Origin of the sequence: Methylosinus sp. RM1 (assembly GCF_011378635.1) — a bacterium.
GTDB lineage: Bacteria > Pseudomonadota > Alphaproteobacteria > Rhizobiales > Beijerinckiaceae > Methylosinus > Methylosinus sporium.
The window spans coordinates 110,705-134,116 of record NZ_WOVC01000006.1 but is presented as its reverse complement, the minus strand read 5'-3'; the positions used below and the strand labels follow the sequence as shown (position 1 = coordinate 134,116).

Genomic DNA, 23,412 nt, shown 5'->3' with positions numbered 1-23,412 from the left:
CGCGCGACGAATCGCCCGCATGAACTCTTTGATCGAAATCCTCAAAAGTGGCGCGAGCGCGGCAAATGACGTCGCCGCAAGGAGACGACGAAGGCGAGGGGCGGGCTCCGCCGAGCAAGCTCCTGAAATCCGGAGAGTTTGCGAAACAAAAATCGCATAATCGATATTATGGAACTTAAATCGGTCGGCACAGCGCCGATCGCTCGGGTCATGGATAATGCGGCTCTTCGGATCGCCGGCTAGGCCAGAGCGATCTGCATTCCGTCGAAGGCCGGCGTCACATTCTCCGGCAGAGTCGCGGCCAGCGCGTCATAGTCGAGATCGACATGCAGATCGGTCAGAATCGCGCGGCGCGGCTTGAAATGAGCGACCCATTCCAGCGCCTCGCCGACGGAGAGATGCGTGCTGTGACGCTTGTGGCGCAGCGCGTCGATGATCCAGACGTCGAGCCCTTCGAGATGGCGGAAGCTCTCCTGCGGCACGGAATTGAGGTCTGGCGTATAGGCCAGGCCGCCGATGCGAAAGCCGAGCGCGTCCATATCGCCATGGTCGAGCCGGAACGGCATGGCCGCGATGGCGCCGCCCGGGCCGTCCACCGTCACTTCTCGCCCGAGATGGATGCGATGCTCGTCGAGCAGCGGCGGATAATAGCTGCCCGCCGGCGTCTTGAAGATATAGTCGAAGCGATCCGTCAGCATTTTCGCCGTCGGCTCGTCCAGATAGGCCGGAATGCGGCGGCCGCTCTCCAGCACCAGGCCGCGCACATCGTCGACGCCATGGGTGTGATCGGCGTGCGGATGGGTGAAGAGGATTGCGTCGAGATGATCGACCTTCGCGTCGATCAATTGCTCGCGCAGATCCGGCGAAGTGTCGATGAGCACATTGGTCCGCGCGTCTCCCGCGGTCCGCGTCGCCAATATGGAGCAGCGCCGGCGGCGATTCCGCGGATTGGCGGGATCGCAGGCGCCCCAGCCCTGGCCGACGCGCGGAACGCCGCCGGAGGAGCCGCAGCCCAAAATTGTGACGGAAAGGCTCATTCGGCGGCTCGCCGTGTTTCGATCGGCGTCATTTTGGAGAACAGCGCCAGCGCATTGGCCGTCGTCTGCGCCGCCATCTCCTCGAAGGAGACGCCCTTGGCCGCGGCGAGCGTGCGCGCCGTATCGGCGACATAGGCCGGCTCATTGCGCTTGCCGCGATGCGGTACGGGCGCCAGGAATGGCGCGTCGGTCTCCACCAGCAGACGCTCCAGCGGCACGTCGCGCGCGATCTCGCGCAATTCGCCGGAGTTTTTGAACGTCACCACGCCGGAAAAGGAGATGTAGAGCCCGAGCTCCATAGCCGTCTCGGCCAGCGCGCGCGAGCTGGTGAAGCAATGGAGCAGGGCCTTGAAAGCCCCCTTCCCCATTTCCTCGCGCAGAATTTCGGCGCAATCGGCGTCGGCGTCGCGCGAGTGAATGACGAGCGGCAGCCCGCTCTCGCGCGCGGCGGCGATATGGGCGCGGAAAACGCGATGCGCCAGCTCACGCGGGGCTTTGTCATAGTGGTAGTCGAGTCCCGCCTCGCCTATGCCGACACATTTCTCGTGGCGCGCCAGCGCGACGAGCTCGGCCGCGCTCGCCTCTCGCTCCTCATGGGCGTGGTTGGGATGTGTGCCGACCGTGCAGAACACATCCTCGTAACGCTCGGCTATGGCGGCGATCGTGGCGAATTTCTCGACATGGGTCGAGATGGTGATGAAACGCGCGACGCCCTGCGCGCGGGCGCGCGCCACGACCTCCTCCTGCTCGGGAGCGAAATCGGGGAAGTCGAGATGGCAATGTGTGTCGATGAGCATTTATTTCGCCTCGTCAGCGGCAATCGGTCGGCGCTTCGTCGGCCCGTCCCGGGCGCAGCGAATGCGAGACGCGCGTCACCAGCGCGTCGAATTTCTTCTTGTCCGAAGCCGGATATTCGATGGAGACAGTATTCCAGATCGCTCCGCGGCAGGACAGTATCGACTTTCGATAGAAGATGCGGTCTCCTTTCGTTCCCGAGACCGCGAGCCAGTCCTTGGCCTGCTTGCGATAGGTGACGGTCTCGCCCTCGCCGGGCGCGAGCCGATCGGCGATCTCCTGTTCCTTTTGAAAGCTACGATAGCCGCCATAAACGGTGATTTCCGATCTTCGGTCCGGCGAGGTGAAGACGCGTCCATCGTCATTCTCCGGCGGCGCGCCGATCGTCCAGTCCTTCGGCACGACAGCTGTCGTTCCGAAACGGGCGTTGCGATAAAGGCGCCAGCCTTCGGCATGGAGGGACGAGCCGGCGCAGAGCAGAGCCGCGACCGTCGCCGTCATTCGAAGAAGGCTCGCTCGCGATCGTTTCATCTGCTGCTCCCGTCAGTTTTTGGCGCCTTGCGCCTCACCCTCCTCCACATAACGCGGAAAGACGGGCGCAGGCGCAGGAAGCGGCGCGCCGGCCGTGAGCGCGTCCTTTTCGCCCGCATGGACGAAATCGCGCGCGCCGGGCGCGACGCCGAGCAGATCGAGCAGGCCCGAGGCCGCGGCCGGAATGAAAGGCTGCAGCGGAATGGCCAGCCGCCGCAGCGCTTCCGCCGTCACATAGAGGATCGTCTCCATGCGCTTAGGGTCGGTCTTCTTCTTCGCCCAGGGCTCCTCGCCGGCGAAATAGCGATTGGCGTCGCCGACGACGCGAAACAGCTCCGCCAGCGCCAGATGCGGCGCATAGACGTCCATCGCCTCGCGCGCCTTGCCCAGCGCGGCGGAGGCGTCGGCGAGCAGCGCGCGGTCGGCCTCGGTCAATTCGCCCGGCGTCGGGACGACGCCGCCGCAATTCTTGGCGATCATCGACAGTGAACGCTGCGCCAAATTGCCGAGGTCATTGGCGAGATCGGCGTTGATGCGGTTGACGATCGCCTCATGTGAATAATTGCCGTCCTGGCCGAAGGGAATCTCGCGCAGAAAGAAATAGCGCAGTTGATCGACGCCATAGCGCTGCGCGAGATCGATCGGATCGACGACATTGCCGACCGATTTCGACATTTTCTCGCCGCGGCTGAACAGAAAGCCGTGCACGACGATCTGCTCGGGCAGCGGAACGCCGGCCGACATCAGAAAGGCCGGCCAATAGATCGCGTGAAAGCGCGTGATGTCCTTGCCGATCACATGGGCGTTCGCGGGCCAGAAGCGGGCTCGATCCCCCTCCCCGGTCAAAAAGCCGGTCGCGGTGATGTAATTGGTGAGCGCGTCCACCCACACATACATCACATGCGGCGAATTGGTCTCCGGCTTCGCCGGCACGGGAATTCCCCAGTCGAAAGTGGTGCGGCTGATCGAGAGATCGGTGAGGCCGCGCTTCACGAAGGAGACGATCTCGTTTCTGTATTTCTCTGGCGTGATGAAATCGGGATGCGCCTCATAATGGGCGAGCAGTCTCTCCTGATAGGCCGAGAGTTTGAAGAACCAGCTCTCCTCCTCCACCCATTCGACCGGCGTGCCCGTGGGCGCGAGCTTCTTGCCCTCGACCTCGCTGATCTCGCTCTCGTCGTAATAGGCCTCGTCGCGAACCGAATACCAGCCGGAATATTTGGCGAGGTAGATTTCGCCCGCCGCCTCCATGCGCTTCCATATCTCGAGCGCCGCCTCGGCGTGGCGCGGCTGCGTCGTGCGCACGACATCGTCGGCGAGCGCGTTCAGCGTCTCGCCCATGGTCTGGAACTGGCCGGCGGTGCGGTCGGCGAGCTGCTGCGGGGTCAGCCCCTCGCGCTCGGCGGTGCGTTGCATCTTCTGGCCGTGCTCGTCCATTCCGGTCACGAACAGCACGTCGAAGCCGTCGAGCCGCTTGAAGCGCGCGAAAGCGTCGGTCGCGATGCGTTCATATGCATGACCGATATGCGGGGCGCCATTCGCGTAGGGAATGGCGGTGGTGATCATGAAGGTCGGACGTTCAGCCATGGGCAAGGGTCTAGCGCGCTTTGCCGCGGCGGGGAAGCGGAAGGCGTGCGGCGCAGCAAAATTCCTGACTAGATCGATTGCGCGAGCGCGGCCCGCCAATGTTCGAGCTTGCGATCGAAGCTCATGGCCGCATGGGCCGGGCTGGTCGAAGGCAAGACCATGCTGGGCGGCGCTGATGCAGCGAGCGCCGGCGCGACCATCCGGCGATAGAGATCGCCCGCCTTGCAGCCATTGAGGCAGACGAGGGCCGTCTGCGGATGCGTGACCAGAAAGCCGGCTATGTCATTGACGACGACGCTGGCGGTGTCGATTTTCTGGTCGAGGCTGCCCGGCCGCCGCCCTTGCGCGCAGACGTCCCACAAAGCGACGCCCCTCTCGGTCAGCCGCGCGAGACGCTCCTCATAGGGAAGCTCCGGCGCGGCGCCGAAGAGCAGCCCCATGATCGGCCAGAAGGCGTTGCGCGGCTGCGCGTAATATTGGACGCGCGCCAGCGAGACCTGCCCAGGCAGCGAGCCGAGGATCAGCACGCGCGCGTCGGCGCGGGAGACCGGCGGGAAGCCTTTCGATGTCGGTAGATCGTTCCCGATGCAAGCTTCAGCTAGAGAATTCAGTAACATCTTCGTCATATGGTCGATCATCCTCGAGATCACTCTATAGCTTTCATTCTAAAGGCGCCTCCAAACACCGGAACGGCGTCAGCTTCGGCGAGAAAACACGTTAGCATCCGGATTTATGCATGTTTCAATCACTTTCAGCGATTTGGAGCCACCCCGTCGGGCGCGTCGTCGTCGGTGCGGCCGCTGTCCTCATTCTGGTAAGCTGCATTTCCGTGCAGCTTGCGCCACGTCCACGCGTAAGGGTCGTCGCGACGCCATTCTCGACGACCGTCGAAATCGATCACCCGGACGCGCAGCAAAAGCGCCCGTCCGCGCCCGACCCCGCTCTCCTCGCGGTAGCGACCTCGGCGACGCCCGCGGATCTTGCAATTGGCGGCGACGCGTTGAGCCTATCGAAAGTTCTCGGCCGTCTGAGCGCCTCCGTCGCCGCTGTGTCCGAGCCTGCGCGCTATAATCACGCCCTTCATGTCGCTATCATCGACGCTCCTCCCGCTCCGATCGGTTCACCGACGCCGCGCATCACGCTCGATCTGAAGAACGCTGGCGATGCAGCAGTTCTGCTGATCGGAGAAGGCCCGACCATTTGGAGCTTGCGCAATGTCGACGCCAGCCAAAAGGGCAAGTTGGCGATAGAGGCGCCCGCCTCTTTCGATGTCGAGAACGCGCCTGCGGGTCTGCTCGCGGGATTTAAATCCGAAGCCTTCGGACACGGCGAAACAACCAGTTCCGGCGATTACGCTGCAGCGGCCAGCGCCGATCGCAACCGTCGATTCTGCTCAGCGCTACGGCGCTGGGCGTCGCTCTATCGACTTCCTTTCACTGAATTGGGCATTTGGATTTTGAAGAACCCGGCCGAGATCAAAGTCTCGAAGAACGGATTGTCGACGACTGACTGGCCTCAGAGCCGTGCAATGGACGCGCAGCGCAAATGTGACCCACGAGTCGAGCTGCGTCCATCGATCGAGTCGAACAGGAATATACGCTCCGTTCCGTTGAGCGGCATGCTGCGATGAAAATCACTCCTTGCTTTTGCTTCGACGCGCCTTCGAGCGTCGCGCCGGCGCTCGCGTCGGCCGAAAAGCCTCAAGCGCCTTTCGCCGCTTCTTCGAGATCGGCGAACACCTGCAGAATGAGCCCGCGCTTATCGAAATTGAACACTTCCGTCTCGCGCGCCGCTTCGCCTATGCGTTCCCAGGCGCGCGCGTAAGGGGCGAGGCTCGTCGCGCTCGCGCCTTCGCCCGCCTTGGTCCGCACTGTGGAATCGAGGAAGCGATAGAGCCCGCTCATGAAGGTCTCATAGGCCTGCTCATTGTCGCGTCCGGCGAGCCGGTCGGCGAGCGAATGAACGGCGAGCCAATCCACTTGCGGCAGGCGTGCGAACATCGCCCGCAGCGCCGTGTCGAAGGCGACCCCGTCGCCGTCCAAGAGGCGCAGCGCCTCACGCACGGAGCCTTCGGCCCCCGCCGCCGCGCCGGCGAGCGTCTCCTGTTTCGCCTCGGCCCAGGGCGCGCCCAGCGCCCTTATCGCGGCGATGACGTCGGCCTCGGCCAGAGGCGCGAGATTGAGCTTGCGGCAGCGCGAGCGGATGGTCGGCAGCACGCGGCCCGGCTGATGCGCGACGAGCAGGAACAGCGAGCGCGCCGGCGGCTCTTCGATCAGCTTGAGCAGCGCATTGGCGCTGGAGCGGTTGAGATCGTCGACGCTGTCCACGATGGCGACGCGCCAGCCGCCTTCGCCCGAACTCTGCTGGAAGAGATGAATGAGCCTGCGGACATCCTCGATGCGGATTTCCGTGAAATGCTTCTTGGTCTTCTCGTTCCACTCGCGCCGCAGCAAAAAAAGATCGGGCAGCGCCAGCGCCGCCATGCGCCGGCTGACGCTCGCCTCCTCGGCGATGAAGAGCGATTCTGCGCTCGCGGCTTCCGGCCTCGAAGCGTCGGGGTGGGCGAGCAGAAAGCGCGCGAGGCGCCAGGCCAGCGTCGCCTTGCCGATCCCTTCCGGCCCGCCGATGAGTATGGCCTGAGGCAGCTTGCCGCGCCGAAAGCCGTCGAGCAGCTCGCTCTCGGCGGCTTCGTGGCCGAATAGCGCGAAGGTCTCGCGTGGATGCGGGAGATCGGCGAAACGATCGCTTTCGGGCGGAGCCTCGACGTCGCGCTTCACGCCACCACGCTCTTCAACGGAATGACGATCTCGGGCCGAAAAAAGCGCGCTTCGATGACATGCCAAATGGCCTCGGCCACTTCCTGCTCCGGCGCCAGCGCGTCGACGACGCAGCAGCGGCCGGGCTCGCTCGCGGCTATGTCGAGATAGGCTTGGCGCAGTCCGCGATGAAACTCCAGCCCCTCGCGCTCGAAACGGTCCGCCGCCACGTCCGGCGCGCGCCGCCGATGCGCGCGCTCGAGGCCGATCTCGGGCGGCAGATCGAGGATCACCGTCAAATCGGGAACGGAGCCCATCAGCGCGACGCGCTCGAGCAGAGCGATCAGCCGGGGATCGACGCCGCCGCGCGCGCCCTGATAGGCGCGCGTCGAATCGGCGAAACGGTCGCAAATGACCCAGGCGCCGCGGGCCAGCGCCGGCTTGATCAGCCGATCGAGATGATCGATGCGCGCGGCGGAGAACAAGATCGCCTCGCCGAGCGGGCCGAGCGAAGCCGCCTTGCCGCCGAGCAGCGCCTCGCGCAGCACTTCGGCATGGGGCGAGCCGCCGGGCTCGCGCGTCGCGATCGCCTCCACGCCCCTTTGCGCGAGGCGTTCCTGCAAGCGGCGCATCTGCGTCGACTTGCCGGCCCCCTCGCCGCCCTCGAGCGTGATGAACTTGCCGGGGCGGCCCTTGTCCTGCCCACGCGCCGGGCCGAGCGGCGGCTCTGCGCTCATTGCTTCTTCGACAGCTTGTTGTGAATGGCGCCCGCGGCATATTCATAGGCCGCGTCGAAGGCGCGGCTCGCCAGCGAACCTTTTTCGACGGTCTCTGCGGCCTCAAGCGGCTGCTCCAGCACGACCGTCGAGCCGCGGCGGACCTCGAGCTTGGCGACCTTGGTCCCCGCCTCGATCGGCGCGATCAGCGGCCCCTCATAGACGATCTTGCCGGAGAGCTTCTCAGAGCCGCCGCGCTGCAGCAGCACCTTGATGTCGTTCGGAGAGGTCAGCGGCACGGTCCCGGCCGTCCCGCCATAGACCTGCGCCGTGCCGACGGTCTCGCCCGCCTTGAACAGCGCTTTCTCCTCGAAATTGCGGAAGCCCCATTGCAGCAGCTTGCGTGCTTCTTCGGCGCGGTCCTTGGCCGTGCGCAGCCCATAGACGGCGACGATGAGACGGCGATCGTCCTGCACGGCGGAGCCCACCATGCCGAATCCGGAATCGTCTATATTGCCGGTCTTGAGCCCATCCGCGCCGAGGCTCATGGTGAGCAGCGGATTGCGGTTCTGCTGCTTGATCTTGTTCCAGGTGAACTCTTTCTCGCCGAAATAGCGATAGAGGTCGGGATAGGTCTTGATGACATGCGCCGAGAGCTGAACCATCTCGCGCGGCGTCACCTTCTGGTCGGGCCCGGCCTTCCCCCATGGATTGCCGAAAACGGACTTCGTCAGGCCGAGTTCGGAGGCGCGCTTGTTCATGCGGCCGACGAACGCCTCTTCCGATCCCGCGACGCCCTCGGCGAGCGTGATCGCGGCGTCATTGCCGGAGTCGATCACGAGACCGCGGATCAGATCCTCGACTCGCGGCCGGCTGTTGACCGCGAGGAACATGGCCGAGCCGCCGGCGGGCGCGCCGCCGCTGCGCCAGGCGTGCTCCGAGACGGAGAATTCGTCGTCGAGCTTCAGCCGCCCCTCGGCGATCTCGCGGAACACGATTTCGGCGGTCATGATCTTCACAGTGGAGGCCGGCGTCACATAGTCGTCGGCGCCCTTTTCGAGCAGCACTGTTCTGGTTCCCGCATCGACGAGAATGGCGTGCGGGGCGCTGGTCTGGAAGCCTTGAGCCAAGGCCGCCGCCGGCGCGATGGCGAGAGCCGCCGCGACAAAGCCGAGGCGGATGAGGGATTTGGGAAGGGAGACAGGCACGCGTCTTTCGCCTTCGTTCGAAACGCCGTCGGAGCGCGTCGACGGCCCCACGCAATGAGTTCCGCTAAAATGTGGCGCGTCGGGCGGCAGAAAGCAACGGCCTCGCGCGACGCTCGGACGGCGCCCGCGGCATCGAGGTTAATTGAGCGCTTGCCTCAGCCGGACATTGCGCGAGGAAGCGGTCCCGAGATCGAAGGGACGCGACGGCGGCAAGGGCGCGCTCTTGGCCATGGCCAAGGCTTTGGAAGAAATAGGAGTCGGAATGGTCGAGACCGGCTCCTTCTCGACGGCGCGCGGCTCGGCGCGCCGTGGGCTCTCGATGTCGATCGCCTCGGCGCGAGTGGCGATCTCTTCTTCTCGCGGTTCGGCGCGGGACAGGGTCGCGCGCTCCGGCTGCGTCTCCTCCGCGCGCTCGAGCCGAGCGACGCGGGCCGGCGGCTCGCGCAGATTGGTCGCGACCATGATCGGCGCGCCGCCCGGCAGCGTCGCCGGCCGGCCGTCCTCGCGCAGCGTGGCGAGCAGCTTGGCGTCGTCCGATCCGGCGAGTGCGGCGCGGCCGACATAATCGACCTTCACATGCGCCGTGCCGACGCGGTAGAATTCCAGCGCCTCGGCGACTCGCCGCGACACATCCATCACGCGCCCGCCATGATAGGGGCCGCGATCGTTGACGCGCACGATCATGGAGCGGTGATTGCGCAGATTGGTGATGCGCGCATAGCTCGGCAGCGGCAGAGTGGGATGGGCGGCGCTGATCGAGGCGCTGTCGAACACTTCGCCATTCGCCGTCTTGCGTCCGTGGAAATCGGACCCGTACCAGGAGGCGAGGCCGGTCGCCGAATAGGCCTTCTCGCTCGGATAATAGGTCTTGCCGGCGATCTGATAGGGCTTGCCGACCATATAATAGCCGCCGCCGCGCGGCACCTCCTCGCCATCGGCGACGACGCGCGGGCTCGGCGCCACGCCATAGCGCGGGTCGATCTGCGCGCGCGCGACCTTCTGAACGGCGGGCGGGGCGGAAGAGCACCCGGCCAGCGCGCAAAGGCCGAGAAGCGCGATGGAAATGCGAAAGTCCGGCAGTCTCGATCTCATGTCAGGCGCGCATTCGCTCGAAATGGGGGGACGGCTCGCTTCCAACGCTCGACCTGCGGAACGACGCCGGCGGCGGGCTCCGAAAACCTCGAATTGGCGCGACCGCACGCCTCAATGTCTCGCGCCCGACTTACTCGAGAGTTAACGCGTCGCGCGCTCCCTCTCCCGCATCCTCGAGCTTTGCAATGAGAGAGGCAGATTGCGACCAAATTGCGGCATATGCGGCGTTCGACGCCGCAATTGTCCTGCGATCTCCAGGCGTAGCGCGGTGTTCACCATGTTTCGCGATCCGGCCGGGCGAGATCGGCTATCCGCGTCTCCACGCGCTCGGAGCCGCGAAACACATTGGCTCCGAGTCGGGCGGCGACATGCAGAAGCCGACCGCGTCCGTCGAGCAGAGCGTCGCCGATCGGCGTTCCCACGGCGCGAAAGGCGATGGCGTCGAGCCGCGCCCCGTCGCCCGATTGCAGCCGCGCCCGCACATGGGAGGAGCCGACCACCGCCGAATCGACGATGCGCTGGTCGGGAAAAACGAAGAGCGGCTCGGGATTGCCGGCGCCGAAGGGCCCCGCCCGCTCGAGCCCGCGGATGAAATCGACGCTCGCGCCGCGCGCCGTCAGCGCGCCGTCGACGAGCAGCGCATCGACGTCGCGCGCGCGCGCGACGTCATCCTCGAGCGCGTCGTTCATAAAGGCGCGGAAGGAGTCGATTCGATCGCGCGCCAGCGTGACGCCGGCCGCCATCGCGTGACCGCCGCCCTTTTGCAAAAGGCCCTCGTCGACGGCCATACGCACCGTGCGGCCGAGATCGACGCCGCTCGAGCCTCTGCCTGAGCCTGAGCAGACTTCCCCTGTCTTCGCAATGACAAAGGCGGGAATCTTGAACTTGTCCTTGAGCCGTGAGGCGACGATTCCGACGATGCCCGGATGCCATCCCTCACCCGCGACCACGAGGCAGGAGAGATGGTTGGAGCGCATCATTTGTCGATCCGCCTCGGCCTCCGCCTCTTCCAGAGTGGCCTTCTCCAGCGCCTGCCGCTCGACATTCAGCCGGTCGAGCTCGGCGGCGATGCGAGCCGCCTCGATGGGATCGCGCAGCGTCAGCAGCCGCGCCCCCAGCGCCGCGTCGCCGATGCGTCCGCCGGCGTTTATGCGAGGGCCCAGAACGAAGCCGAGATGATAGGCGCGCGGCGGCCCGTCCACCCGGGCGGCGTCCAGCAGCGCCGAAAGGCCGATGCGCGCGCGGCCCCGCATGACCGCGAGGCCCTTCGCCACAAAGGCGCGGTTGAGGCCGTGCAGACGCGCGACGTCTGCGATCGTGGCCAGGGCCACGAGATCGAGCCCCGCGAGGAGATCGGGCTGCGGCCGGGCGTCGGTCCAATGTCCGCGCCGGCGTAGCTCGCGGGCCAGCGCCGCCAACGTCATGAAGGCGACCCCGGCCGCGCAGAGATGGCCGAGACCGGAGAGGTCGTCGGCGCGGTTGGGGTTGACGACGATCGCCTCGGGAAGCAGCTCGGGCGCCTGATGATGGTCGACGACGATGACGTCGAGACCCGACGCGCGGGCCGAGGCGAGGGCGGCGTGGCTCGTCGTGCCGCAGTCGAGCGTCACCAGAAGGTTCGCCCCCCTCGCCCGTAGATCGGCGATCGCTTCGACGTTGGGGCCGTAGCCTTCCAGAATGCGGTCGGGAATGTGCAGGAAGGGTCGCGGGCAGCCGGCCGCCTCCAGAAATTCGGCGAAGAGGGCCGAAGAGGCCGCGCCGTCGACGTCATAGTCGCCGAACAGGGCGATCTGCTCGCCCGCCTCGACGGCGCGGGCGAGGCGCTCGACCGCCGCATCCATTTCCTGCAGGACGAGCGGATCGGGCATTAGTTCGCGCAATGTGGGGGCGAGAAAGGTCGCCGCTGTCTCCTGGGTGATCCCCCGCCCGGCCAGCACGCGGGAGAGAAGATCGCCATGGCCGTGGAGTTGGGCGATGGCGCTCGCCTGGGCCTCCTCCTGCGGCCGCAGCCGCGCGCGCCAGACGCGCCCCGAAACGGAGCGCTCGACGCCGAGGAAAGGCGGCCGGTCGTTTCCGGCGATTTTGTCCAGCATCGAGACTCGGGAGACGAGAGGGAATCGTCTGCTGAGCATCGCCGCGGCCATGCGGCCGGTCAATGAGACAAGGCGCGCCGCGCCCGCCGATCCCCCGAAAATCCGCTGTGTCCCTCTCCTCGCCATTCAGCGATCGGCCGGGATGTCCCGTGCGGAGGTCGTCCGATGAAAAGGCCGCCGCTGCCGATGACCGCCACGCGCCACGCCGCTCCCGCCATTCGCGCTCCTCGGCGTCAGGGCGCGTCGCCCGCGACGGGCGGGCGCCATCGCTGCGGCTCGGGACCGCGCAAGGTTCTGAAGAGGCTCGATAGGATGAGCAGCAGCAGCAGGCCGCCGGAGAGGCCCGCGGGAAGCGCCCAATCGCGATTGAGCTCGAGCCAGCTCGGCGGCCGGATCGATGGCGGCGACGGCGGCGACGACGGCGGCGCGTGAGAAGAGGCGGCCGTCTCCCGCTGCAGCGCGACGAAGGTCTCGTAGATCGGCCGGACAGCGAATTTCGGCGGTGGCGGCGGCGGAGGGACATAGGCGACCAGCGATTCCCCGCCGCGCTCGTCGGTCGCGAGCTTCGTCGAGACGAGCTCGGCGCGGGTCAGCCAGCGCATACTCTCGGGCGGGGCGGTCATCATCAGATCGACGACCTCCTTGGTCTCGCCCATTTCCGCGAGATAGCGGCGCACGCGCCGATAGGTCTCGGGCGTCGGTTTCGAGCGGCCGATGTGGCGAACGAAATTCTTCTCGCCGACGAAGACTTTTTCTTTCGAGACCACGCGTCCGCCCTTGGTGAGCGTGCGGATCCGGTAATAGCGCATCGTCTGGGTGACCGTCGTCTCCGGCACGACGATCTCATGAAGTCCGACGAGCGCGGTCGGCCCGACGTAGCGCCGCGTTCCGGCGGCGAGGATCAGCGTGCAGGCGGAGGCGCAGCTCGCTTGGAGGCTGCGCGCGAACCCCCTGGCGCGCGGCGGCTCGGGCTTTTTGATTTTTCCACGCGCCGGTTCGGCGGCCGTCGGCGCGGCTTCGGCGAGGAATTCCGTGCGCGCGACCGCGACCTGGAATCCTTTCTGGCGCAAGAGCCGGCCGATCGCTATGGCGGAATCGACGTCGCCGCCGCCCGAATGAATGAGGATCGGCGGCTTGCGCGGCTCGGCGGCGTCGATCGCCGCGCGGAACAGCGCCGGCGACTGCTTCCCGATCCGCCCTTCCGCGGCGATCCATTCTTCACAATTCGGCTCACAGCCCGGATAGGCGCCGCGCACGATGGTCACGCGCATCGGCGGTCCGTCTGGGCGCGGAGCGGAGGCGGGCTCGCGGGTGGGCGCGGCGGCGGCCGGCGCGCAGAGCGCGAGCGCGGAGATCATAATCCATGAACGGCTGAAATACATAGGCGAGGAAACCTTTCGAGCGCGACGGCCCGTCGTGACCGCTCGCGGCGGGCGAGCCGGAAATGTCCCGGCTCGTCTGCATCGCGCGCACGCGCGAACCATGACGCGAAAAATGCGCCGTCCCCCCGGATTTCGCAAGACGCCGGGAAGTCGCTCCCAGACCACGGCCCGGCTCGCTACGATCCCCGAATGATGGATACGATTCGCTTGACGGCCGGCTCTCTCGACGTCGCCGAAATCTCATTGGTCGGCTCCGAGCTCCGCTCCTGGAGCGCGGGCGGCGTCGAGGCGATCTGGACGCCGCAGCCCTCCGTTTGGCCGCAGACCGCGCCGCTGCTCTTTCCTGTGGTCGGCTGGACGCGGGACGGGCGTGCGCGGGTCGACGGAGAGACGTTCCCGCTCGGCCTGCACGGCTTCGCGCGGAGAAAGCGCTTCGCCCTTCTCGAGCGGAGCGCGGACGAGGCGCGCCTCGTCCTCGAGGAGGACGAGGACACGCGTTCTCTCTATCCTTTCGCCTTTCGCCTCGAGGCGCATTTCGCGCTGCGCCCGGGCGAGCTGCGCGTCTCCCTCGCCGCCGCCAATCGGGACGCGCGGCCCCTGCCCTACGCCTGCGGGCTGCATCCGGGCTTCCGCTGGCCGCTCGACGGCTCCCCCTTCCCGCACGCCATCCATTTCGATCGGGAGGAAAACCGCGAGGTCCCGGTCATCGCGCCGGGCGGGCTGTTCTCGGACCGACGTCGCGCGATTCCGCTCGCCGGAAAGAGGCTGCCGCTCTCGGCGGCGCTCCTCGAGAAAGAGGCGCTGTGCTTTCTGGGCGCCGCGAGCCGCCGTCTCCTTTACGACAATGGCGACGGGCTCGTTCTCGCGATCGAGCTCCAGGATTTTCCTCATATCGCGCTCTGGTCGCTGCCGCCGGCGCCATTTCTCTGCATCGAGGCCTGGACAGGCCATGGCGACCCGGAGGATTTTTCCGGCGATCTCTACGAGAAGCCGTCGATGCGGATTCTCGCGCCCGGCGAGAGCGCCGTCCACGCCGCGACCTTTCGCCTCTCGCGTGGCGAGCCGCCTCGCGAGGAATAATCCTTGCTTCCTCTATCTCCATAGGCTAGCGCGAATTCTGAGCGCTCAAAGGACGGGTCCGACATGAAATTCGCCGCCAATGTCATCGAAGCGATCGGCAATACTCCGCTCATCGAATTGAAGGCGGCGTCCAAGGCCACCGGCTGCCGCATTCTCGGCAAGGCCGAATTCATGAATCCGGGCGGCTCGGTGAAGGACCGCGCCGCACTCTCCATCGTCCAGGCCGCCATAGCGGAAGGCTCGCTGAAGCCGGGCGGAACCATCGTCGAGGGCACGGCCGGCAATACCGGCATCGGCCTCGCGCTGGTCGCCAATGCGCTGGGTTTCCGCACCGTCATCGTCATCCCGGAGACGCAGAGCCAGGAGAAGAAGGACACGCTGCGCCTTCAAGGCGCGCAGCTGGTCGAGGTGCCGGCCGTCCCCTACGCCAATCCCAATAATTATGTGAAGCTCTCCGGCCGCCTCGCGGAGCGGTTGGCGAAGGAGACGCCGGAAGGGGCGATCTGGGCCAATCAATTCGACAATGTGGCCAATCGCGACGCCCATATTCGCGGCACCGGGCCGGAGATTTTCGCCGAGACGGAGGGTGAGATCGACGGTTTCGTCTGCGCGGTGGGCACGGGCGGCACGCTCGCCGGCATCGGCATTGCGCTGAAGGAGCGCAAGCCTTCCGTGAAAATCGCCATCGCCGACCCGCTCGGCGCGGCGCTCTATTCCTATTATACGACCGGCGAGCTGAAGGCCTCGGGCTCCTCCATCACCGAGGGCATCGGCCAAGGCCGCATCACCGCCAATCTCGAGGGCGCGCCGATCGATCTCGCCTATCAGATCCCGGACACGGAGGCGCTGCCCATTCTCTTCGATCTCGCCGAGAATGAAGGCCTGCTGCTCGGCGGCTCCTCGGGCGTCAATGTCGCGGGCGCGATCCGCCTCGCCAAGGAGCTGGGGCCGGGCCATACGATCGTGACCATCCTCGCCGATCTCGGCACGCGCTACGCCTCCAAGCTCTATAATCTCGATTTCCTACGCGGGCAGAATCTGCCGACGCCGGCCTGGCTCGAGCGGACGGGGACGATCGATCCGGGGTTTGTGTGAGGGAGCACGACGAGATTCATCGAGCAATTTCGAGCGTGACGTGCATGATGGGATGTTCTTCACGGATCGTTCGAGGGCTTGCGCATGAGCGAGGCCGACACACAAAAGACACTCGACGCAGCCGACCGTAGATTATTCATCGGCGCCGCGAGCTTCGGTTTTCTATTGCTGCTGACGATCAGTCTTTGCATTCTCGGGATCGGGCAGGTTTTTCGCTTGGTCTATGTGAGTGATAGCAACATGGAGCCGAGCGTCCAGCGCGGCGGGTTCGTCACGCTCGAGCGGCTCGCCTACGGGATCAGTCGTTATAGTCATGATTGGGATCACGCGCCGCGATGGGGCAGATGGCCGAACCTTCGGCCCATCCGAGGCGATGCGGTGATGTTCTTGACCGATGGCGGACAAGAGCGAATGTCGCGGGTTATCGGACTGCCGGACGACCGCGTGCGGCTCGAACGCAACGAGCTGTGGATCAATGACGCGATCGTGCCGCGACAAGTCGTCGGCCGTCCGGTGCGCATATATCCGGAAGCGAGCCGCTATCTCCTCGTCGCGGTCGCCGAGCAATTGCCCGAGGGACGTTACTTTTGGCATTTCGAAGCGGTCGATGGCCAGGGGGAGCCGCTCGAGACGCCCTGGGGACGGACGCGGCAGTATGTCGTCCCGCCGGGTCATGTTTTCGTAATGGGCGACAATCGCGACAACTCCGCCGATTCCCGGCAGACGAGGATGGAAGGCGGCGTCGGCTTCGTGCCGATCGACAGGATTCTCGGCCGCATCAAGACTTACTATGAGCGCTGAGGCGGCAGGCTCGCCACTATGCGCTCGGCCTGCTCGACATCCTCCGGCCGGTTGACGTTGAAGAACGGATCATAGGGCGCATCGCTCCAATCCACCTGCGTATTGGCGTAGCGCTCGATGAAGCCCGACACCTTGCGCAAATCCTCCTTCACCAGCGCATGACGCAGCGGCTCGCGCAGCGCCACCGGCCATAGAGCGACGGCGTGATGCACGCGGTCGGCCGATTTGGCGACGGCGATCTCCGCCTTCGCCGCGGCGCGCGCGCTGGCGAGCCGCGCCGCGAGATCGAGCGGAACGAAAGGCGTATCCGCCGGAACGCTCAGCATGAGCGGAACATCCGGGAAATTGGCGGCGACATGGTCGAGCCCGGCGAGCACCCCAGCGAGCGGCCCCGCGAAACCCTCCACCTCGTCCGGCACGATCGGCAGATGAAAGGCGGCATAGCGCGCCGGATCGCCATTGGCGTTGAGCGCGAGGCGCAGGCATTGGGGCGCGAGCCGGCGCACGACATGCTCGAGGATGGGCGCGCCGCCGACCTCGATCAGTGGCTTGGCGACGCCGCCCATGCGCCGCGCTTGGCCGCCGGCCAGAATGAGTCCGAAACAGCGTGTCATCTTCCCCTCGCCCGCGGTTCCTCTCAGAACCTATACCATAGGGCGCCGAGCAGGCCGCGCTCGGCCGAATCATTGACGCCGCGCAGCGAGGCGCGGACGCCGAGTTGCACGGCGATCTCGCTTGTGACGTCGCAAACCGCGCTCACCTGAGCTTTTTGCGAGGACATGAAAGGCGCCGATCCGCTCCAGGGAGAAAAGGAGAGAAAGCTCTGCGCCAGCAGCAGCACGCCATCGACGGGCCGAAGGCCGAAGGTCGTCTCGCCGCGCAGCTCGTCGCCGCTCTGGCCGAGAGAGCGATAGCCGAGCTGCATGTCGCCGAAGCCGGACAGACCGAAAATCTCGACAGGCCAGCCCAATTGCAGACGTACATCCTCCTGCAATCGCCGCTTCATATCGAGATAGGTCTGCGCGGCGGGCGTCGCCGCGCGCAGGCTCCCTTGCACGGAGAGAATGGTCGCGCCCCATTCGAGCAGCCGCAGGCGGGCGCCGATCCAGCCTGCGCCGAGCCCCTCGTAACGTGCGCCGCCGCCGAGGCCGGGCGGCAGATAGAGCGGCGCGCCGGCGATCGCTTCGGCCGTCAGATATTGCAATTGCTCGAGCTGGCGCTGCTCGTTCGCGCCGCGGAAGCGCATGTAGCTCGACTCTGCGACGAAGGTGATTTCGTCGATGAGGCCATATTCGACATAGGCCTGCGTCTCGAATTTGGCATAGGAGGGCGCGGCGACGAGCTTGCCGCGCGAGTCATAGGCCTTATGGGCGTCGGCGAAGCTCGTCGAGAGGATGATGATCCCCTCGCCCGGCTTTTGCAGAAACGCGCCGGCGCGGCACGCCGTCGATTGTAGAAACGACAGCGCCGCGACACAGGAGCAGATACGCGCCCATGAACTCATGAAGAAAACGCCGCATCGAGGCCCGAACACAAGCTGCCGATCGAGCTACGAAACGCTAAAATGAAATCAATTTGTCCACAAGCGTCCGCGCCGCGGACGCCGATTCATGGTGAAAAGATACGCTTCAGGCGGAGAAGCTCTTTCCGCGCCAAGTGACGCTCTCGAGCTTCAACTCGCCCTTGGACTCGAAGGCGTCGGGACGCAGCCTGAGCTCGCCGTCGATCATCTCCAAGCCGAGCAGCCCATAGGCGGCGGACAGCATTCGCGCGGCGGCGCCCGTGTACCAGCTCCAGCCGCCGCGGCCTTCATAGCCCTCGCCCTCATAGACGTCGGCCGGCTGCTGATGCGGCGCGAGGCCGTAAATATCGGCCTGCTTCGGCGTCGTGAGGCGCGACAACGGCGAGATGGCGAACCATGCGTCCCACGCGCGCGCGAACAGCGCGTCGGATTCTGCGTGATCGCCACGCGCGGCGGCCTCCAGCGCGAGGCGCGTCAGCGCGTCGATCAGCCAGGAGACGCCATGCGAATATTGGCCGCCATTCTCGCGCACGCCCGGCGGATATTCGGCGCTGCGGCCTGGATAGGGACGCGAGTTCTCGTCGAAGAAAGGCGTCACCAGCAATATGCGATCCGGCCGCGCGAGCGCCGCCAGCGCATTGTCGAGCGTCTCCTTGCCGCGCGCGAAATCCACCGCGCCAGAGAGGATCGGCCAGGAGGCGGTCATGGCGCTCATCGGCGCGACCTCGCTTCCATCATCCGCATAGGCGCGCAGAAAGCGATCGCCGCGCCAGCAGGAATCGAGCGCGGCGCGTAGCGCCTCGGCGCGCGCGCGATAGCGGGCCGCCCTTTCGGCGTCGCCGCGCGCCTCGAACAAAGGCGCGATATCGGCCAGAATTCCATGCAGGAAGAAGCCGACCCAAACGCTCTCGCCGCGTCCCTGCGCACCGAGCAGATTGAGGCCGTCGTCCCAATCGCCCGTGCCCATCAACGGCAGGCCATGGGCGCCGAAGCGATCCAGCGAATAGTCGATGGCCCGCGCGCAATGGCCGAGCAACGTGTCCTTGTCGCGCGAGGTCAGCGGCACGCTGGCGTTTCCTTCCCGGTCGGGCGGCGTCGGCTCCGCCTCGAGGAAAGGCTCGATCGCGTCGAGAATGGCGTCGTCGCCGGTTCCCTTCACATAGCGGACCGTCAGATAAGGCAGCCACAGATGCGGGTCGGAGGCATGGGTGCGGTCGGCGATGCCGCAGCCGCCGTCCGGCGCGTCATGCCACCATTTCACCGCATCGCCCTCGATGAACTGATGCGCGGCGTGCTTCAAAATCTGCGCGCGGGCGAGCTCCGGCGCGAGATGGATGAGCGGCAGCACGTCTTGCAGCTGGTCGCGATAGCCGGTCGCGCCCGAGCGCTGCGCCGGGCCGGAGCGGCCCCAGAGCCGCGAGACGAGCAGCTGATAGGGTAGCCAGTCGTTCACCAGCCGGTCGAATTCCGGCCGATTGGTCTTCACGCGCAGCACGCTGAGGCGCTGCTCCCAATCGCGCTTGGTCTCTTCCAGCGCGCGTGTGGCGTAAGCCGGATCGCTGGCGAGCGTGGCGAGAATCTTGGAGCTTTCGAGCGTCGGCGTCTGCCCCAGGGCGACGACGACGAGCGACTCGCCATTGGCGGGAACGTCGATCGCGCCGGAAAAGCTCGCGACCTTGCGCTGATGCTCCGGCGCGCCGGCGTCGGGATGGCCGTGCTCGACCATATAGGGAAGCGCCGGATCGCGGCTCTCATGGCCGAGGAAGCGCCGCCGCGAGGTCTCGGCGAATTCCGCCGGAACCGAGGTGGAGACGAAGGCCCAGCCCTGGACGAAATTATTATCGGGATTGCGGAAGTAGAGCGCGCGCTCATTCTCGCCCGCGACAGCCTCGACGCGGCCGAGGCTTTCGTTCGGCGTCTCGGCGAGGACGATCTCCATCGCCGGGGTGATCTGCAGCAGACGCTCGTGATCGCGGCCGTTGATAATGCGCAGCAGCTTGATTTCGACCGGCTGGTCCGGCGGGACGAAGACGGTCAGCTCGAGCTCGAGAGCGTCGCGGCTCGAGCGATAGATTGCATAGCCGAGGCCGTACTCGACCTCATGCTCGGCGTCGCGTCGGCGCAGCGGGGCGAAGGTCGCCGAATGCGCGTCCTGACGGGCGAGGTCATAGACATAAATGGCCTGGCCCGCCGGCGTCATGCGGCCCTCGCCCATGCGGAAGGGGGTCAGGCTGTTGAGCCGCGAATTGCCGTGGAAGGAATAAATGTCGCCATGATTGCCGAGCACCGCGCCCTGCCCCACCGCATTGGCGATCACATGGGCGTAGAGCCGCGGCGTGTCGGGACGTAGCGTCAGGCTGCGGCCGTCCTCGGCGAAGGCGTAGCGATGCTCGGCCGGCGCCGGTGGGTGCAGCAGCGCGCGCTTGCGCGCTAGCGCCGTTTCCACGCTCGCGAAATCGAAGTCGCGGGAGAGATGCTCGGCGATCATGCGCGTCGCCGCGCCAATGTCGCGCGCCCAGCCGTCGACGATGACGATCTCCGCCGCGCCGCCGGCCGCGATCTCCAGCTCAGCGCGCAGGCTGGCGATCGGCTCGAAGCCGAACAGCAAGCCTTCGTCGGACGGATCGCGCGGCTTGTCGCCGTCGCGCAAACTGTCGGGCGCGCCGGCGGCGCCGAGGCCGTAGAAACGCGCCTTCACATCCTCATAGCCGATGAGGCGAAGCCGCGTTCCTTCGCTGGCGCCGATCGCATGGAAGCCGACCTCGGGCGAGAGGCGCCGATCGACGTCGCGGCGCGCGCCGCCCTTCAGCAGGCGGTTCTGCGCGATGATCGCATTCAGCCCGCCGACGAACCATGTGCCGATGTGAATGGCGTTATAGGCGGCGTCGCGCTGCTCGACGCCGGTCTCGTTCAGCACCCATTCGCGCAGCGTCGCGAGCGTGATCTTGCGCGGGCGCTGCTCGAGATCGACGAGGCGCAGCCGCGTGATCTCCACGGCCTCGTCGGGCGCGAGCAAAATCTTCGCTTCTATGGCGAAGCCGCCCTGCTCCGTCAGGAAATAGAGGAAAGTGCAGCCCTCGCTCTCCAGCGAGACCTTCTCGCAGCGAACGCAGGTCGGCGCTGAGCCGAGCGACCAGAGATCGCGGCCCTCCTCGCGGAAGAACAGAAAGCGTCCGCGCGGATGGGCGTGATCGTCCGGCCGGCGGGTGAGATCGATCGGCGGGCCGCCGCGGGCGACGCCCTCGACGCGCATAGCGCCCTGGCCATCCTCGAACCATTGGCTGGTGACGAGGCCATTGGTCAGCTCGAAGGGCTTGGAGCCGGGCGCGCCGCCGGCGCCGGTGATGCCTTCCAGCGGCAGCTTGCCGGCCTTGGCGAGCTGGATCAGCAGGAAGATCACGAGCGCGATGGAGAGCGCGCCCGCATAGGCCATATAGCCGCCCATGAGATAGGAATAGGACGGCGGCCTCAGATGCGTCATGCGCTCGGCCGCGCTCCAGGCCTGATCCCATTCGGCGCCGCGCGGAATGTAGAAGGGCAGCAGCAGCGGCGCCCAGGTCGCGAAGCGGCGCAGGCCTTCCGGAATGGCGCGGCTCTTCTGCGCCTTGCCGATGAAGCGCGCGGCCTTCTCGTCGGCGACATCGCCGCCGACGAAGGAGAGGTTCACCAAGGTCGCGACGCGCAGACCCATATGGTCGAACCAGATCAGCACGCGGATCGCGTCATAGGCGAGCAGAGCCGTGAAAATATCGAGGCTCCAGGCGCGGAAATCCTGGTCCGGCAGCGCGTGATTCATCCATATGGCGACGCCGGTGCGGATGAGGCCGTCCTGATTGTACCAAGCGGGATCGGGCGAAGCCTTCAGGAAGGAATAGATGACCGGCGCCATCCATAGGCCCCAGCGCAGCACGCGCACCGCATTCTCGACCAGCATGTCGAGACCTTCCCAGCTCGCGAGCTGGCGCAAAGGCGCGAGGCTGCGGCGCACCAGCGCCGTCAGGAAAAAGAGATTGATCGAGAACAAGGGTGCGGCGAACACCCATTGAATGACGCCCGACAGCGACTCGTCGAAGAAGAGGCGAACGCCGCCATCGACGAAGCCGAGATTTGTCGCGCCCCATTTGGAGAACAGCGGGCGGATCACATAATCGGCGACCGGCCGTCCGTCGGCGGCGTAGCTCAGCGAGATATAGGCGAAGAATTTCTTGGTGATCGTCGAGAGCTGCTCGGCGTCGAGATACCAGGCCACCGCCCCGCCGACGAGACCGCCGAGGAGCGCGCCGAGCGCATAGACGCGCCAGCTGCGCAAATGCTGGCGGCGCTTCTGCTGAAGCGCGTAGAGATCGAAGCCCATGTCGACGCCGGCATAGGCGAGAATCCCCGCCCCGGCGCCGAAGAGGAAACGCGCGCCGCCGTCCTCGCCCGGCAGGCCGAAGAGCAGCGCGAGACCGACCGCCGCGCCGGCGACGAGGCCGCGCGGGAAATTGGCGATCCGCTCATATTCATGCCGCAGCCTTGCGTAGAAGGGCGGCGTCGAATCCGTGCTTTCGACGATGGCGCGCAGCAGCGGGAAGGTCGCGGCGCCGATGAGCGCGCCGCCGACCGGCCCCGCCGCGACGAGAAATCCGAGCGCCGGCGGGAAGCTCACGATCAGCCCGGCGACCAGCAGCAGCGCCATGAAGACGAAGCCATAGACGGCGCCCTTGGCGGCGCCCGTCTTCCAATCATTGAGCACGATGACGGGCAGAGACGGCGTCCCGCGCAGCATTCCCGCCATGGCCTGGGTGACGAGATAGGTCTCGCCCCAAAGGCCCGCCTGCGCGGCAGCGGCGAGCAGCGCTGCGACGATGATGGCGACCGGCGCCGGCAAAAAGGCGACATGCGGATGCGCGCCGAGGCTGGCAATCTCCGGCGTGACGGCGGCGATCAGCGCGGCGAGGAACAGCACGCCATGCGGGCGCCATTGCTGCGGCAGATAGCGGCCGAGGGCCAGCGGCGCGCCGACGATGACCGCCTCGTTCAAGAGAAAAACAATGAGCGTCCGCGCCGCGACGACGCGCGCCGTCTGCGGAACATCGAGGCCGAGGAAGAGCAGTCCGCCCAATTCGCCGATGACCCGTGAGCCGAGCGCGACCAGGAGGCTGAACAGGAAGGGGAAAAGGAACAGCGCCGCGCGCAGCGCGAAAGGCGATCCGGGAAGAATGGAGACGCCGAGGAGATAGAGGCCGACCGCGGAGCCCGCGCCGATCGGCGTCAATGTGAAAAGGCTGGACAGCGTCTCCGGCGCACGCCAGAGCACGCCGGACGGATCGCAAAGGAGGGCGAGCCCGCCTATTGCGCAGAAATCGAGCGCGAAATCGACTCCTTGGCGAATGCGCCCCGGCGCCGGCCGCATGAGGAGCATGGCGGTCGCTGCGAAAAATCCGGCGACGAGCATATGCTCCCTGCCGCCAGCGGCTTCCATGATCGAGACGAGCGAGCAGATCGAGCCGAATGCGATCCGTCCGAAGCGTGCGCCCACCGTCGGCAGGCCGGCGTCATGAGGCGCCATATGGGTCTCCAGCTTGCGCGCGGCCTGCGGCGGGCGGCGGCCTCCTCCTGCGCACGAATCGCGGGCGCCCGCTCTCTCGTCGGCCGGAGATTTGCCGGAAGGCGGCGCAAATGTCGACTCTTCCGCAAGCTCTGCTGTCGGCGGAGCCGCCGCTCGCATCGATGGA

Annotated in this window: 18 protein-coding genes; 4 read left to right on the top strand and 14 right to left on the bottom strand. The window is 66.4% G+C overall.

Annotation, left to right across the window (positions count from 1 at the left end; genetic code table 11):
* Nucleotides 1-239: 239 nt before the first annotated feature.
* The 5 genes from FMZ75_RS06010 to FMZ75_RS05990 all read right to left on the bottom strand — a co-directional run bounded on the left by FMZ75_RS06010 (nt 240) and on the right by FMZ75_RS05990 (nt 4,576).
* Entirely contained in the window at nt 240-1,037 is a 798-nt protein-coding gene (locus tag FMZ75_RS06010; protein ID WP_166141694.1) for an MBL fold metallo-hydrolase, read from the bottom strand.
* Entirely contained in the window at nt 1,034-1,834 is an 801-nt protein-coding gene (locus FMZ75_RS06005; RefSeq protein ID WP_166141693.1) for a TatD family hydrolase, read from the bottom strand. The genes FMZ75_RS06010 and FMZ75_RS06005 overlap by 4 nt, the downstream gene beginning before the upstream one ends.
* 13 nt (nt 1,835-1,847) lie before the next feature.
* On the bottom strand, nt 1,848-2,333 hold the full coding sequence (locus tag FMZ75_RS06000) for a hypothetical protein (RefSeq protein ID WP_166141692.1): 486 nt from the start codon (nt 2,331-2,333) through the stop codon (nt 1,848-1,850).
* A gap of 42 nt (nt 2,334-2,375) precedes the next feature.
* On the bottom strand, nt 2,376-3,950 hold the full coding sequence (gene metG, locus FMZ75_RS05995) for a methionine--tRNA ligase (protein WP_255461788.1): 1,575 nt from the start codon (nt 3,948-3,950) through the stop codon (nt 2,376-2,378).
* A 68-nt stretch (nt 3,951-4,018) separates the two neighbouring features.
* Nucleotides 4,019-4,576, bottom strand: a complete 558-nt coding sequence (locus FMZ75_RS05990; protein ID WP_246659979.1) for a DNA-deoxyinosine glycosylase — start codon at nt 4,574-4,576, stop codon at nt 4,019-4,021.
* A 422-nt stretch (nt 4,577-4,998) separates the two neighbouring features.
* Between FMZ75_RS05990 and FMZ75_RS05985 the strand changes: the two genes are divergently transcribed.
* Nucleotides 4,999-5,580 carry a hypothetical protein gene (locus tag FMZ75_RS05985; RefSeq protein ID WP_166141691.1) on the top strand — a complete coding sequence of 194 codons (582 nt, stop codon included), beginning with the start codon at nt 4,999-5,001 and terminating at the stop codon, nt 5,578-5,580.
* 70 nt (nt 5,581-5,650) lie between these two features.
* On the opposite strand, the gene FMZ75_RS05980 is transcribed toward FMZ75_RS05985, so the two are convergent.
* The 6 genes from FMZ75_RS05980 to FMZ75_RS05955 all read right to left on the bottom strand — a co-directional run bounded on the left by FMZ75_RS05980 (nt 5,651) and on the right by FMZ75_RS05955 (nt 13,173).
* Complete coding sequence (locus FMZ75_RS05980) at nt 5,651-6,727, bottom strand: DNA polymerase III subunit delta' (protein ID WP_166141690.1); 1,077 nt, start codon at nt 6,725-6,727, stop codon at nt 5,651-5,653.
* Nucleotides 6,724-7,443 (bottom strand): dTMP kinase, encoded by a 720-nt coding sequence (gene tmk, locus FMZ75_RS05975; RefSeq protein ID WP_166141689.1) that lies wholly within the window; start codon nt 7,441-7,443, stop codon nt 6,724-6,726. Before tmk ends, FMZ75_RS05980 begins: the two co-directional genes overlap by 4 nt.
* On the bottom strand, nt 7,440-8,630 hold the full coding sequence (locus FMZ75_RS05970; protein WP_216280408.1) for a D-alanyl-D-alanine carboxypeptidase family protein: 1,191 nt from the start codon (nt 8,628-8,630) through the stop codon (nt 7,440-7,442). Before FMZ75_RS05970 ends, tmk begins: the two co-directional genes overlap by 4 nt.
* 138 nt (nt 8,631-8,768) lie before the next feature.
* Complete coding sequence (locus tag FMZ75_RS05965; RefSeq protein ID WP_166141688.1) at nt 8,769-9,722, bottom strand: septal ring lytic transglycosylase RlpA family protein; 954 nt, start codon at nt 9,720-9,722, stop codon at nt 8,769-8,771.
* Nucleotides 9,723-9,994: 272 nt separating this feature from the next.
* Nucleotides 9,995-11,815: a single-stranded-DNA-specific exonuclease RecJ gene (gene recJ, locus FMZ75_RS05960; protein ID WP_207783305.1), complete on the bottom strand. Its 1,821-nt coding sequence runs from the start codon at nt 11,813-11,815 to the stop codon at nt 9,995-9,997.
* A 233-nt stretch (nt 11,816-12,048) separates the two neighbouring features.
* On the bottom strand, nt 12,049-13,173 hold the full coding sequence (locus FMZ75_RS05955) for a hypothetical protein (RefSeq protein WP_166141687.1): 1,125 nt from the start codon (nt 13,171-13,173) through the stop codon (nt 12,049-12,051).
* Between the two features lie 213 nt (nt 13,174-13,386).
* On the opposite strand from FMZ75_RS05955, the gene FMZ75_RS05950 reads away from it, so the two are divergent.
* The 3 genes from FMZ75_RS05950 (at nt 13,387) to lepB (ending at nt 16,173) form a co-directional block, all read left to right on the top strand.
* Entirely contained in the window at nt 13,387-14,277 is an 891-nt protein-coding gene (locus FMZ75_RS05950; protein WP_166141686.1) for an aldose 1-epimerase family protein, read from the top strand.
* A 63-nt stretch (nt 14,278-14,340) separates the two neighbouring features.
* On the top strand, nt 14,341-15,372 hold the full coding sequence (locus tag FMZ75_RS05945; protein ID WP_108917795.1) for a cysteine synthase A: 1,032 nt from the start codon (nt 14,341-14,343) through the stop codon (nt 15,370-15,372).
* Between the two features lie 84 nt (nt 15,373-15,456).
* The gene (gene lepB, locus FMZ75_RS05940) at nt 15,457-16,173 is read left to right on the top strand and encodes a signal peptidase I (RefSeq protein ID WP_166141685.1); all 717 of its coding nucleotides are present in this window, start codon (nt 15,457-15,459) and stop codon (nt 16,171-16,173) included.
* Here the strand turns inward: lepB and mobA are convergent.
* The 3 genes from mobA to FMZ75_RS05925 form a co-directional block, all read right to left on the bottom strand.
* Complete coding sequence (mobA, locus tag FMZ75_RS05935) at nt 16,161-16,787, bottom strand: molybdenum cofactor guanylyltransferase MobA (RefSeq protein ID WP_166141684.1); 627 nt, start codon at nt 16,785-16,787, stop codon at nt 16,161-16,163. The genes lepB and mobA overlap by 13 nt on opposite strands.
* A 23-nt stretch (nt 16,788-16,810) precedes the next feature.
* On the bottom strand, nt 16,811-17,677 hold the full coding sequence (locus FMZ75_RS05930; RefSeq protein ID WP_166141683.1) for a hypothetical protein: 867 nt from the start codon (nt 17,675-17,677) through the stop codon (nt 16,811-16,813).
* 124 nt (nt 17,678-17,801) lie between these two features.
* Nucleotides 17,802-23,246, bottom strand: coding sequence for a GH36-type glycosyl hydrolase domain-containing protein (locus FMZ75_RS05925; protein WP_166141682.1), 5,445 nt, complete (start codon nt 23,244-23,246; stop codon nt 17,802-17,804).
* Between the last annotated feature and the right edge of the window lie 166 nt (nt 23,247-23,412).